11 protein-coding genes are annotated in these 12,443 nt (G+C 35.8%); 7 read left to right on the forward strand and 4 right to left on the reverse strand.

Translation table 11 applies throughout. The annotated features are described in order from the left end of the window. Positions 1-68 precede the first annotated feature (68 nt). The 3 genes from ACEN2N_RS03845 to ACEN2N_RS03855 are packed head-to-tail and all read left to right on the forward strand — an operon-like array spanning position 69 to position 3,996. Positions 69-2,192, forward strand: a complete 2,124-nt coding sequence (locus tag ACEN2N_RS03845; RefSeq protein ID WP_441823075.1) for a Tex family protein — start codon at positions 69-71, stop codon at positions 2,190-2,192. Positions 2,193-2,200: 8 nt separating this feature from the next. Beyond that, positions 2,201-3,103, forward strand: a complete 903-nt coding sequence (locus ACEN2N_RS03850) for a histone deacetylase family protein (protein WP_441823076.1) — start codon at positions 2,201-2,203, stop codon at positions 3,101-3,103. Positions 3,104-3,162: 59 nt separating this feature from the next. Further along, the gene (locus ACEN2N_RS03855) at positions 3,163-3,996 is read left to right on the forward strand and encodes a phosphatase PAP2 family protein (RefSeq protein WP_441823077.1); all 834 of its coding nucleotides are present in this window, start codon (positions 3,163-3,165) and stop codon (positions 3,994-3,996) included. Between the two features lie 19 nt (positions 3,997-4,015). Here the strand turns inward: ACEN2N_RS03855 and recQ are convergent, their stop codons facing one another. The 3 genes from recQ to ACEN2N_RS03870 all read right to left on the reverse strand — a co-directional run bounded on the left by recQ (position 4,016) and on the right by ACEN2N_RS03870 (position 7,527). Next, entirely contained in the window at positions 4,016-6,100 is a 2,085-nt protein-coding gene (gene recQ / locus ACEN2N_RS03860) for a DNA helicase RecQ (RefSeq protein WP_441823078.1), read from the reverse strand. A 143-nt stretch (positions 6,101-6,243) separates the two neighbouring features. Further along, positions 6,244-6,576 (reverse strand): single-stranded DNA-binding protein, encoded by a 333-nt coding sequence (locus ACEN2N_RS03865; RefSeq protein ID WP_441823079.1) that lies wholly within the window; start codon positions 6,574-6,576, stop codon positions 6,244-6,246. 264 nt (positions 6,577-6,840) lie between these two features. Beyond that, positions 6,841-7,527, reverse strand: a complete 687-nt coding sequence (locus ACEN2N_RS03870) for a GNAT family N-acetyltransferase (protein ID WP_441823080.1) — start codon at positions 7,525-7,527, stop codon at positions 6,841-6,843. Positions 7,528-7,733: 206 nt separating this feature from the next. Here ACEN2N_RS03870 and ACEN2N_RS03875 point away from each other — a divergent pair, with 206 nt between their 5' ends. Further along, entirely contained in the window at positions 7,734-9,230 is a 1,497-nt protein-coding gene (locus tag ACEN2N_RS03875; RefSeq protein ID WP_441823081.1) for a sensor histidine kinase, read from the forward strand. A 34-nt stretch (positions 9,231-9,264) separates the two neighbouring features. Here ACEN2N_RS03875 and ACEN2N_RS03880 read toward each other — a convergent pair whose 3' ends face one another. Continuing rightward, positions 9,265-9,900 (reverse strand): CatA-like O-acetyltransferase, encoded by a 636-nt coding sequence (locus ACEN2N_RS03880; RefSeq protein ID WP_441823082.1) that lies wholly within the window; start codon positions 9,898-9,900, stop codon positions 9,265-9,267. Between the two features lie 307 nt (positions 9,901-10,207). Here ACEN2N_RS03880 and ACEN2N_RS03885 point away from each other — a divergent pair, with 307 nt between their 5' ends. The 3 genes from ACEN2N_RS03885 to ACEN2N_RS03895 are packed head-to-tail and all read left to right on the forward strand — an operon-like array spanning position 10,208 to position 12,441. After that, the gene (locus ACEN2N_RS03885) at positions 10,208-10,384 is read left to right on the forward strand and encodes a CDGSH iron-sulfur domain-containing protein (protein ID WP_441823127.1); all 177 of its coding nucleotides are present in this window, start codon (positions 10,208-10,210) and stop codon (positions 10,382-10,384) included. A gap of 9 nt (positions 10,385-10,393) precedes the next feature. Next, the gene (locus ACEN2N_RS03890; RefSeq protein ID WP_441823083.1) at positions 10,394-11,278 is read left to right on the forward strand and encodes a sugar phosphate isomerase/epimerase family protein; all 885 of its coding nucleotides are present in this window, start codon (positions 10,394-10,396) and stop codon (positions 11,276-11,278) included. Next, the gene (locus ACEN2N_RS03895; RefSeq protein ID WP_441823084.1) at positions 11,278-12,441 is read left to right on the forward strand and encodes a mandelate racemase/muconate lactonizing enzyme family protein; all 1,164 of its coding nucleotides are present in this window, start codon (positions 11,278-11,280) and stop codon (positions 12,439-12,441) included. The genes ACEN2N_RS03890 and ACEN2N_RS03895 overlap by 1 nt, the downstream gene beginning before the upstream one ends. The last annotated feature ends 2 nt before the right edge of the window (positions 12,442-12,443 follow it).

A 12,443-nucleotide genomic window follows, 5' to 3' on the forward strand; every position in this document is an offset into this window, starting at 1 on the left:
AAATACCTTCTATGGCTTGATTTCAATACCTAATAATGGGTATTTTTAAAAGTTCTAAACGATTTTACATGCAATTACTGCCATATATACTTAAATATACCCAACTACCAGAGAAGGGGATTCAAAATACTATTGAGCTTTTAAATGCCGATTGTACCATACCTTTCATTTCTAGATATCGTAAAGAAAGAACTGGTAATTTAGATGAAGTTCAAGTTGGTGCAATCGTTCAATTTAAAGAACAGTTCGAAGCACTAGAAAAAAGAAAAAAAGCGATAATTAAAGCTGTTGAAGATCAAGGGGAATTAACAGCTGAACTGAAACAAAAGTTCGCAAATTCTGAAGATCTTACCCAGTTAGAAGATTTATACCTCCCATTTAAAAAAAGTAAAAAGACAAAAGCAGAAGTTGCGCGTAAAAAAGGATTAGAGCCTTTAGCAAAAATCATTATGGCACAGCGTAATGATGATATCGAATTTACGGCTTCTAAATACCTCAGCAAAGAGGTAGAAAATGAAGATGATGCTTTAGAAGGCGCTCGACATATTATTTCTGAATGGATTAATGAACGTACAGATATAAGAAGTTCCATAAGATCTCAATTAGCACGATTTGCTATTATTAGTACCAAAGTAATTGGCACGAAAAAAGATGATGAAAAGGCGCAGAAATTCCGTGATTATTTTGACTGGAGCGAGCCTTTAAATAAATGTCCGTCGCACCGATTATTAGCAATTTTACGTGCCGAATCAGAGAAATTTATCCGGGTTAAAATTGAGCTAGATGACGAACGATTACTGGACCGAATTGAAAACAGAATTATAAAATCAAATAATGCCTGTGGCAAACAAATTATGCTTGCCATTGCAGATGCATATAAAAGGTTGCTTTTTCCGTCCTTATCCAACGAACTATTAAAAGTAGCCAAAGAAAAAGCAGATGAAGAAGCAATTGCTGTTTTCTCTAATAATCTAAGACAATTATTATTAGGGGCTCCACTAGGCGAAAAACGTATTCTTGCCATAGATCCAGGTTTTAGAACCGGCTGTAAAGTGGTTTGTTTAGATGCCCAAGGTAATTTGGTACACAATGAAACTATTTATCCGCATGCGCCACAAAATGATGTTGCTGGCGCAATAAAGAAATTAAGCTCGTTGGCAAATGCATATAAAATAGAAGCTATTGCCATTGGTAATGGTACGGCATCTAGAGAAACAGAGCAAGTGGTGAAGAAGGTGATTTTCAATAATCCGGTGGAAGTATTTATTGTAAGTGAAGCCGGTGCATCTATCTATTCTGCCTCTAAAATTGCTAGAGATGAATTCCCAAATTATGATGTAACCGTTCGTGGTGCTGTTTCTATCGGCAGACGTTTGGCTGATCCACTTGCCGAACTAGTGAAAATTGACCCAAAGTCTATTGGTGTAGGTCAATACCAACACGACGTTGATCAGAGTAAATTAAAAACATCTTTAGATACGGTTGTTGAAAGTTGTGTAAACTCCGTCGGCGTAAATATCAATACTGCTAGCGTTCCATTATTAAGTTATGTTTCTGGTATTGGTCCGAAATTAGCCGAAAATATCGTTGCTCAGAGAAAAGAGAAAGGTGCTTTTAAAAGCCGAAAAGATATTATGGATGTTCCGCGTTTAGGTGGTAAGGCATTTGAGCAAGGCGCAGCTTTTTTACGAATAAAAGACGCTAAGAATCCCCTTGACGACTCTGCCGTACACCCCGAAAGTTATGGTATAGTCAAACAGATGGCAAAAGATAAAGGAACAGAAATATTATCTTTGATTGGTAATAAATCTGTACTTAAAGAAATTAATCTGCAAAAGTATTGCACCAATGAAGTCGGGCTACCTACCTTAGAAGATATTCGTTCAGAGCTCGAAAAACCAGGTTTAGACCGTAGAGAAAAAGCCAAGGTATTTACATTTGACCAAACCATTAAATCGATTACAGATTTACATAGCGGGCAACTATTACCTGGCATTGTAAATAACATCACCAATTTCGGTTGTTTTGTAGATATCGGCATTAAAGAAAGTGGATTAATTCATGTTTCTAACCTATCTGACTCATTCGTAAAAGATGTAAATGAACATGTGCATTTACATCAGCAGATTATTGTAAAGGTTTTAGAAGTTGATGTTCAAAGAAAACGTATTCAATTAAAGCTGCATAAATAATTGAACCGATGCTGAAAATAGCGAATCACCCTATATATAAACATCCGTTACCAGAGGGACATCGTTTTCCTATGGAAAAATATGAGCTTTTACCACAGCAATTAATTTATGAAGGTACCTGCACCGAAGAAAATTTCTTTGAACCAGAACTACCAAACGACAAACATATTGTAGCAGTTCACGACCCTGAGTATTTCTATGATTTGTTGAATATGATGATTTCGCCTAAAATGGCACGTAAAATAGGTTTTCCCTTATCGGAAGATTTAGTAGAACGCGAACGTATAATAGCAGACGGTACCATAAAAGGATGTGAATATGCTTTAGAGTATGGTATTTCTATGAATATTGCCGGTGGAACCCATCATGCCTATAGCGATCATGGTGAGGCATTTTGTATGTTAAACGACCAAGCAATTGGCGCTAGATATCTATTGAGCAAAGGTCTTGCTAAAAAGATTCTCATTGTTGATCTAGATGTGCATCAAGGAAACGGAACAGCAGAAATATTTCAGAATGATAATGCGGTTTTTACATTTTCAATGCATGGGGAAAGTAATTATCCGTTTAAAAAAGAAAAGTCAGACTTAGATATTCCATTGCCAAAAGGAACCATTGACGAAACATATCTTTTTATACTAAAGGAAAATTTACCCAAACTAATCGATACAGTTAAGCCAGATTTCATCTTTTACCTCTGTGGTGTCGACATTCTAGAAAGTGACAAATTGGGCACCCTGAGTATGACATTAGAAGGATGTAAAAAACGGGATGAATTTGTTTTAACCACATGTCATAATTCAAATATACCTGTACAATGTAGTATGGGTGGTGGCTACTCACTGGACATTAAAATTATAGTTGAAGCCCATGCCAATACATTTCGATTGGCACAGAAGCTGTATTTTTAGAGCAAAATAAAATATCTTTTTGGTTATAATTAAAACCGGCAGAACTTTAAATTTGCAATATGAAAAATCTAATAATCCTCTTAGGCATAACATTTTGCATTTCATTAAACGCTCAAGATTCCGTAAAAGATTCTACAGAAACGCGTTGGAATATGTTTACCTATGATGTTAGTAGTATGTTTAGAGGCGTAGGTCATTCTTATGCGAGTCCGTTTCATTGGCAAGGAAAGCAATGGGCACAATTCGGTGCTGTTATTGGGGGTACAGGTTTGGTTTATTTAGTAGACGACGATACATCACGGTTCATTAGAAATAATAGAGAAGGCGTACCACAATTTATCCGTGATTATGGGGAACTTTACGGTAGCCCAGAAAATAATTATTTAGCAACATCAGGCGTATACGCTGTGGGATTAATTACAAAAAACGAAAAATTAAGAAGAACTGGGGTATTATTAATATCATCAGCGACTTCAGCGGGACTATTACAACAGGTATTAAAATCTGTAGTGGGTAGAGCAAGACCTTTGGCTAATTTAGGCAAAGACACATTCGACCCTTTCAATTCAAGTAGAAACTTCCATTCTTTTCCGTCTGGTCATGCTTTATTGGCATTTACAAATGCTTACGCCATTGGTAAACAATTTAAAAACCCATGGGTAAAAGCAGGTATTTACACTTTAGGCGCTATCCCAGGTATTTCTCGAGTTTGGGATGGTCAGCATTATTTGAGTGATATGGTGTTTGCATTTGCCATTAGTATTGCAACTGTAGAATCTATAGATAAATACCTAGACAGAAGATATGATGAAAAATACAACAACCAAAAGAAAATGGTAAGCTGGAATCTAAATTTCGGTCCGAGGCAAATGGGTGTAACCGTTAACTTTTAAACCGGACTACCATCCGTTTCTAAGAATCTAACATATACAACGCAAACTTAATCTTCCAATACGGCATTTTCTCTTCAAAGTATTCAAAATAGTCTTTTAGACCTGTGGCTTCGGTAAGTTCAGATTTTGCTTTTTCTATTTCTGCTATTTCTTTTGAATCAACAAACTGATTTAAATCGAGCTCTTCACCTTCGGCATGCTTTTTCATTAAATGTCCGTATATCGTATTCTCAGACAAGTTTCTTGATGTAGCGATTTCAGAAACCGTTGATCCTTTTCTGAACAGTTCAAAAGTTTGGTCGTGCGTTGCTTTTTTAGATTTCTTAGCAGGGGCGTTTTTGGTTATTTCAGCAATAAATACATCTGCATACTTTTCTAATTTCGCCTGCCCTACCCCAGAAACCTGCATAAATTCCTCTCTATTTTTCGGGAGTTTAGCCTCCATATCTTTTAAACTCGCATCGCCAAAAACAACATAAGCAGGTACATTCTGTTCCGTTGCAATTTGCTGCCTAAGTAAACGAAGCTTTTCGAATAAATTGGTTTTCGTAGTGCGTGATTTCGCGTCAGCCTTTGATTTTTCAGTCTCCTTCTGTAAAACTGCAAGCTGTACCTTTTTACCAGAAAATAAAACGTCTTTTGCTTGATCAGTCAACCCAAGTCTTGCACCTTCCCTAAAATTAATATCTAGCACCCCTTGGTTCAATAGCTGAATAACATATTGCTGCAAGTCTAACCAAGAGACATCTTTTACCGCGCCATAAGTTTTTATGTTCTGATAGCCTTTCTCTAAAACGTGTGCATTCTGTGCGCCCCTTAAAACATCGATCACCATACCCATCGGTTCTCGCTCTTTTAACCGAGCAACACCAGAGCATACTTTTTGCGCCAACAAGGTTGCGTCAAAATAAGCAGGGGGAGAATTACAGATATCACAATTACCACAACCTTCTGTTACTTGCTCTCCGAAGTAATTTAACAAAGCAATTCTGCGACAACTCAATGCCTCAGCGAATTGCTGCATACGCTCTAATTTTGCATATTCAACATCGGCATTTTCACTTTGTGTAATAAACCTACGTAATTGAGCGACATCGGCAAAACTGTAAAATAGTAAGGCGTGAGCTGGGAGTCCGTCACGACCACCACGACCAATTTCTTGGTAGTATCCTTCTATGTTCTTTGGCAGGTTATAATGAATGACCCAACGCACATTACTTTTATCGATACCCATACCAAAAGCAATGGTTGCGGCTATAATGGGCACCCTGTCTGTAATAAATTCTTCTTGCACGGTAGAGCGCTCATCTGAAGACATACCTGCGTGATAAGCTTTAGCTTTAAACCCTGCATTACGTAATTTCTCGGCAATAGACTCCGTGCTTTTTCTACTTAGGCAATATATAATTCCGCTTTCGTTCGGTCTATCATCTAAGAAATCGAGAATATGTTTAATTCTATCTTGAGCAGGCTTTACATCAAGGTATAAATTAGGTCTATTGAAAGATGCCAAATGACGCTCTGCATTCGGAATTTGTAATTGATCAGCGATATCGTCTTGAGTAGTCTTATCGGCAGTAGCCGTAAGTGCCATCACCGGTATATTCGGAAACCTTCTTTTTAATCCGCCAAGCTGAGTATATGCAGGTCTAAAATCATGCCCCCAAGATGAAATACAATGAGCCTCATCAACAGCGAAGAGACTGATTTTTAAGTTACCGAGAATGTTATTAAAAAAGCCCAAACTTTCTGGTGCTACATAGAATAGTTTCAACTCCCCTCTCTCTAATTTCCCAAGAATTTCTTGCTGAGTTTCTTGAGTCTGAGAGCTGTTATAATATTCAGCTGCAATTCCATTAGCTTTTAAAACATCTACTTGATCCTTCATTAAAGCAATTAGCGGAGAAATTACAATCGCAGTTCCTTCTAGAGCCAATGCTGTCAACTGATAACAAAGGGACTTACCCCCACCAGTTGGCATAATCGCCAACACATCTTTTTTACTAAGTGCATCTTCAATTATAGATAATTGATTCGGCTTAAATGAATCGTAACCAAAATGCTTTTTTAATAAGGGTATTAAGTCTTTTTCTGTTGTAATCATGTTTTGCAAAAATAGTGTTTGAAAATGTCTTTAGCGGATGTTTTCGTAGGATTAGATCTTTGCGAGGCACAAAGCAATCTGCCAAATTCGTGTACCGAACTAACAGATCACTTCGTCGTACCTCTTCATGAAGACGTATCAATCTACTTACCCAACATCAATAACTCATTACACCTAATTTCTGTAACATATCTTTTCTCACCTTCTTTGGTTTCATATGAGCGGTGGGTAAGTTTACCTTCTATGGCAACTTGCTTTCCTTTGGTTAAATAGTTTTCTACAATCTCAGCTGTTTTTCCCCAGGCTACAATATTATGCCATTGGGTATCATCAACTTTTTCACCTTTTGCGTTTTTATAACTATCTGTTGTTGCGATAGAAAACTTTGCCAATTTGGTGCCTCCTTCTAAGTTTACGATTTCTGGGTCTTGCCCTAAATTTCCAATCAACTGTACTTTGTTTTTTAATGCGTTCATCTCTCTAATTTTTATGGTTTAACAGTTCATACTATCAAGCCTTATCGACTCGACACTGCAAACCTAGAACAGCATTGAAACAATAATCGGTATGTAAACGTTTACTATCGTTTGTTATCGTTTACAGTCGTTTATAAACTTTTTTACAGCTACTAATCAGTTGTTTATATAAAATTAAAAATGAAATAAAAAAGAATCAAATTTTTAAATAGTAGAAAAATTCAAAATAAAACGAAAAATATTTATCACAAAAAGCAGTATTAATCAAATTTTACGATAGGTCCACCAATTCATATCTCTGGTTAATTCGTATCCTAATTTCTGATAAATTGGTATAGCCAAGTTTCCTTTATTGGTATGTAGAATAGGTGTTTTATTTACTTTTAAAATCTCTTTTGTAGTGTGCGCGATGAGTTGTTTTGCCAATCCTCTTTTAGTATAATCTGGATGTGTTACAACGGCACTTACTTCTATAAATAGGTTCGTTTGCATTCGCTGACCAGTTATAGAAACCAATTTTCCATCCTTAAAAATTCCGTAATAATTACCCATTTCAAAGGTTCTTCTACGATAATAACCAGGCATTACCAACCAGATTAAATCATATACCTCATCAATATATTCATTGGTCAGTAAGACAATATCTTCTGTGATTGAAACTTCCGGCAGTTGTTTTAAAACCATTTGGCAACCTTCGATTTTTCGTTCTAAAACAATTTTAGTGTCATCTATAATTGGGGTTTGATTCTCAGAAACGAAGAAGAAACTATCCGTCGTTTTTGTATATTGACCAGAAGCTTTTTTGGTTTTTAATTCATCAAAAAAAGACCCAAAAGTGCATACCTCTTGATCATAAAATCGCACACCGTCATATGCAACAACAAATTTTTTATGTGTTTCATTTAACGAATACCAAACCGGATTCTTAAGCTGCTCTTCTAACTTTACCATTTTAATATGATTCAAATCTTACGCAAATTATTAATTCCTAAACCAATATTACATCTTACTAAATAGAAAAATTATTTTAACACGCACAGAAAACAAGCTTACCGAACAATAGCTTATTCTCAATAAAAATTTATAAATTCAGAAAGCAGAGATAATAAGGGATAATTCAGATACATATCTCCCCATCTTAACAAATTCATAGTTTAATGGATATCATTAATTTTAGGTACTTAACAACGATTGTCTTTACTTCTATTTTTGGCGTTTTTGGCATATACCACTTACTGTCTTATCTCGTTTTAAGGCATAAAATTACACTGTACTATTTTATTCTAATATTAGGATTGACTTTACACTGGATTTTGTCTCTCATTATCAAAGGTTCTTACAGTAATCAGGTTATACTTATTGCTGATAAAGCCACACTTACTACGGCAATGATATCAACTTTTGGGCTATTAATGTTTACAAAAAGCTATCTAAACATTACTATAAATAACCGCCCTACATTATCAAAAATCTATAAAGTAATTACCCTAATTATAGTTTGCTTACCTATTTTACATATTCTAAACAATGTAATCACTAAAATAGAATGGCTAAATAGTTCTTTAATCATGCTTGCTGCATTCATAGCATTATCTACAGCACTTCTAAGCCTATTTTCAGGTATACGATTATATAAAGATGAAAAATTCAACAAATATTATTTGTATTCCTATACACCATATCTTCTTGCCTCAATTCTTTATGTAGGAGCATGGTTTACTAAGAAGTATTACAATGTCGATGGAGACCTTATAATACTACTAACCTCAATTCTTGTGACTTTTCAGTTAATTTTATTTTCAATTTTGGTTGGCTACAAGTATAAATCTATTGAAGATAATACTATAAAAATACAGGTTGATGCCAATAGCAAACTGATTACAGAAGTTGAAAAACAGACCAAACATTTACAAGTAGCTAAGCAAGAATTAGAATATAAAAATGAGGAACTTGAAAAAGTAAATAAACTTAAAAATAAATTATTCTCACTACTTACGCATGATGTAAGAGGGCCACTTAATAATGTGGGTACGATCATGGAAATGATTGAAAGTCAGTTAGCGGAAAGTGAATTAAAAGAGATTACAAAAAAATTGAAAAATGAGGTAACCGATAGAATTTCTATGGTTAATGTGTTACTAGATTGGTCTTACAATCAACTAGAAGGTGTCACTTTAGACAAAAAAATATGCGACTTAGAAATACTTTTCACTTCCATCAAAAAGGAGTTTAAAAGAATGGCGAATGAAAAGGGTATAGACATAGAATTGGCAATTTCTTGTCGAGAACTCCTTATTGATGAAAATATGTTAAAAGTCATTCTTCGTAATTTAACCTCTAATGCCCTCAAGTTTAGTGAGAAAGGTCAAAAAATAATATTATCCTCTAAATGCGTATCTGATATCGTTGAAATAGGTGTAAAAGATTTTGGATTAGGTATGAATACCGATTGGCAAAACACATCTGAAAGCAATGGCGTACCAACAGTAAGGCAAGGTACAGTTGGTGAAAAAGGAACCGGATTTGGTTTAATGATTACCAAAGATTTCGTAGAAATGAATGGTGGTACGATAAGTTGCAAAAGCGAGATAAATAAAGGTACAGAGTTCATTTTAAGCTTTAAAACCGCAACAAATGAGCAAGTAGCGCCTTAAATATAAACTGCAGGCATATTATTTAATTCTCCATCTAAACCTCTCCTTCTTGCGACATCAATCGTTGAAACTCAGCAACGAACAAACCAACTTCATACCCATCCATTAATGCATGATGCACATGTATTGATACTGACATAGATCTATGCTCTCCCTCACCAGTCATTTTACCAAATGAAATTTTTGGGCAGCTATCTGCAAATTCAAAATGTCGTGCATGAGAAACCGAAGTAAAATCGAGCCATGGCATACTAGAACAATGTAATACGTTGACACCGCATTCGGGCAATTCTAGTCCCGTTGATTTTTTTACCTCTTCAATTACATTGTTGGCAGCGTTTCTAAATTCATCAAACGACTCCTTATATTCAATATAAGAAAATCCGAATGTTCCGTTATCTCTACCTATAGTCGGCGATGCATGCAAATAATCATACTCGAACACCTTACCATCTTCAATACGATATTTAAACGCGGTTATGACATTGGCCGCCTTTAAAGTTCTATGCAAATAAATCAAGAAAAATGAGTTACCAGATTGTTTCGCATAATCATAAGCTTTAGAACAATTTACTTTTACGGTTACCCCATGAAAAGGTTCGCTGAACTGCGAAAAAAACTTAAAATGACCAGCCCTATTCCATTCCTCAATATTTAGTTCCTTCTTCATTAATATATGCTATTTCAAATTTTGATTTTTTTATTGACTATGGCAATAAATATACAACCTCGATTCATATTATAAAACGGAGTGTCTAAACCAACACATCATTACAAAATAATAATAATTTAAAATTCGATGCAGACATGCCAATCAAAAGAATTATTTTTTTCCTACCTTAAAACCTTTAAAATGTACAAATATATCATCCTAAAAAACAAATTAACGAGTCCCCATAGGGCATATTAAACTATTACATTAAAAATTTAAAATGTAAGAAAACGAATTGAAAGACCAATGTGTAACGGATAATATTGTGGCAAATAACAGACCGCTAAAAATTAAAGGGAATTTACAAATTCAATTAGCCTCTGGCGAAACTGTTACTAAAGAAGGTACAACTGGTTTTTGTCGTTGCGGAGTTTCAGAAAACAAATCATTTTGCGATATATCTCATAGAAAAAATAGATTTTATCGGATAACAAAACAATAGCCTATAGTAATGGAATTAGCCATACATAATTGGATGCGTGCCGAATCGCTTGAACACACACTCAATAGAATCAACAAATTAGATTACACCTATATAGAAATACAGGGTGCACCCGAGAGTTACGACATTAAAAAAACGCAACTTCTTTTAGACATCTATGGTATAAAATGTTGGGGTTCTGTAACCTTAATGTTAGACCAGCGAAATTTACTTGCGAAGAATCCGACCCAAAGAAAATTGTCGGTTCAATATGTAAAAGATGTTGCTAAAATGGTGTACGAATTAGGCGGTAAGGTAATTTCATTAGTACCGGCTACTGTTGGTAAGATTGTACCTGATGCCAAACAAGATGAGGAGTGGGATTGGGCTGTTGAAGGCATACAAGAAATCTATAAATACACTGAAGATCACGGTCTACAAATTGGTATAGAACCTATAAACCGTTTTGAAACCTACTTTATAAACAGAGGTGAACAGGCATTGGCATTGGCTGAAGCTGTAGGACCTAATTGCGGAGTCTGCCTAGACACTTTTCACATGAATTTAGAAGAGGTTAATATGTACGAGACTATAAAAAAAGTAGGCAAGCGATTGGTGAATTTTCATGTCGCCGACAATAACAGAATGGCACCTGGTATGGGTCATTTAAATTGGTCTAAAATAATTACCTCGCTAAAAGAAATTGAATACGACAAAGTGCTTTCAGTAGAGTTTTGTGCTCCTTTAGATAGAACTCCCGCTAATCCTTTTCCGAATTCGATTGAAGTTAATCCTGTGGGATTAACTGCCGAGCAGAAGAAATTCTTGGAAGATCATGGTAGTTCTGCCACTACCGATGAATTTTATACCATGCTTACCAAAAAGTCTATAGATACTCTAAAAACGCTCATTTAATGAAAATAACCAACATAGAAGCATTTTGGTTGCGCTGCCCTATACCAAAAGAAAAACAACATTTTTCTGATTACGGATTACTGACAAATTTCGACATGACTTTAGTGGTCGTTACTACAGATACTGGTTTACAAGGTTTCGGCGAAGCAAAAGCCGCTGTGGGTTCATCGGGTTCATGCGCTTCTATCGTTAGTTGCATTGAAAATGAATTAAAACCACAACTTATTGGTAAAGATGCCCGAAATATTTCTCGCATATGGGAACATATTTATAATGGCACCAGAGATCATTATTCACTTTCCAGAGGACGTAAATTTCCTATTTTAGGACGAAGAGGATTGACCATTTCTGCCATGAGCGGAATTGACACTGCCCTTTGGGATATAAAAGGAAAAACTCTAGGCGTACCTGTTGTTGAACTATTAGGTGGAAGTTGTCGCGATAAAATGCCAGCCTACGCAAGTGGCGGATGGGCAAAAGCAGATGCTATTGGTGACCAATTATTGGGCTACACCTCTAAAGGATTCAGCGGAGTAAAAATGCGAGTTGGTATTATGGATCAAACCGTTGCAGAGAGTATAAAAAGAGTGAAAGCAGCCCGCGAAGCTTTACCAGAACATATAAAATTAATGACTGACGCTCACGGCACTTTTAGTGTACCAGAAGCAAAACAATTTACTAAGGGCGTAGAAGATTGTAATCTATATTGGTTAGAAGAACCTATAAGTCCCGATAACAAAATTGGCACAGCCGAAGTTCGTGCAAACACCTTTATACCCATTGCGGCAGGCGAAAGTGAGTACACCGCTTTTGATGTTCGCGATTTAATAGCCGAGCGCGCTTTAGATATCTTGCAACCCGATTGTGCAATTATCGGCGGGATCACCGAAGCTATGCGCGTATCACAATTAGCACATACATACCAGTTAGAATTGGCGCCACATTGTTGGGGATCTGCATTTTCATTTATGGCGGGGTTATCGGTTGCATTCGCCTCTCCGTCTGCAAATGTTATTGAGTTCTCGTTAGGAGGAAACCCAATGATGTATGATTTGGTTGAAGAAGATATTACGGTCGATAAAAAAGGAATGCTTATAGCACCAGATAAACCAGGATTGGGTTTGACCCCGAATTGGGATTTTGTAAAAGACTTTAAACAATAAAT

Origin of the sequence: Maribacter spongiicola (genome assembly GCF_052119685.1) — a bacterium.
In the GTDB taxonomy this organism is placed as follows: domain Bacteria; phylum Bacteroidota; class Bacteroidia; order Flavobacteriales; family Flavobacteriaceae; genus Maribacter; species Maribacter spongiicola_A.

Coding starts and splice junctions, on each gene's coding strand:
- ACEN2N_RS03870 (WP_441823080.1), bottom strand. CDS start 7,527: ATGGTAAAGTTAGAAGAGCAGCTTAAGAATCCGGTTTGGTATTCGTTA.
- ACEN2N_RS03875 (WP_441823081.1), top strand. CDS start 7,734: ATGGATATCATTAATTTTAGGTACTTAACAACGATTGTCTTTACTTCT.
- ACEN2N_RS03845 (WP_441823075.1), top strand. CDS start 69: ATGCAATTACTGCCATATATACTTAAATATACCCAACTACCAGAGAAG.
- ACEN2N_RS03855 (WP_441823077.1), top strand. CDS start 3,163: ATGAAAAATCTAATAATCCTCTTAGGCATAACATTTTGCATTTCATTA.
- ACEN2N_RS03865 (WP_441823079.1), bottom strand. CDS start 6,576: ATGAACGCATTAAAAAACAAAGTACAGTTGATTGGAAATTTAGGGCAA.
- ACEN2N_RS03850 (WP_441823076.1), top strand. CDS start 2,201: ATGCTGAAAATAGCGAATCACCCTATATATAAACATCCGTTACCAGAG.
- ACEN2N_RS03895 (WP_441823084.1), top strand. CDS start 11,278: ATGAAAATAACCAACATAGAAGCATTTTGGTTGCGCTGCCCTATACCA.
- recQ (WP_441823078.1), bottom strand. CDS start 6,100: ATGATTACAACAGAAAAAGACTTAATACCCTTATTAAAAAAGCATTTT.
- ACEN2N_RS03880 (WP_441823082.1), bottom strand. CDS start 9,900: ATGAAGAAGGAACTAAATATTGAGGAATGGAATAGGGCTGGTCATTTT.
- ACEN2N_RS03890 (WP_441823083.1), top strand. CDS start 10,394: ATGGAATTAGCCATACATAATTGGATGCGTGCCGAATCGCTTGAACAC.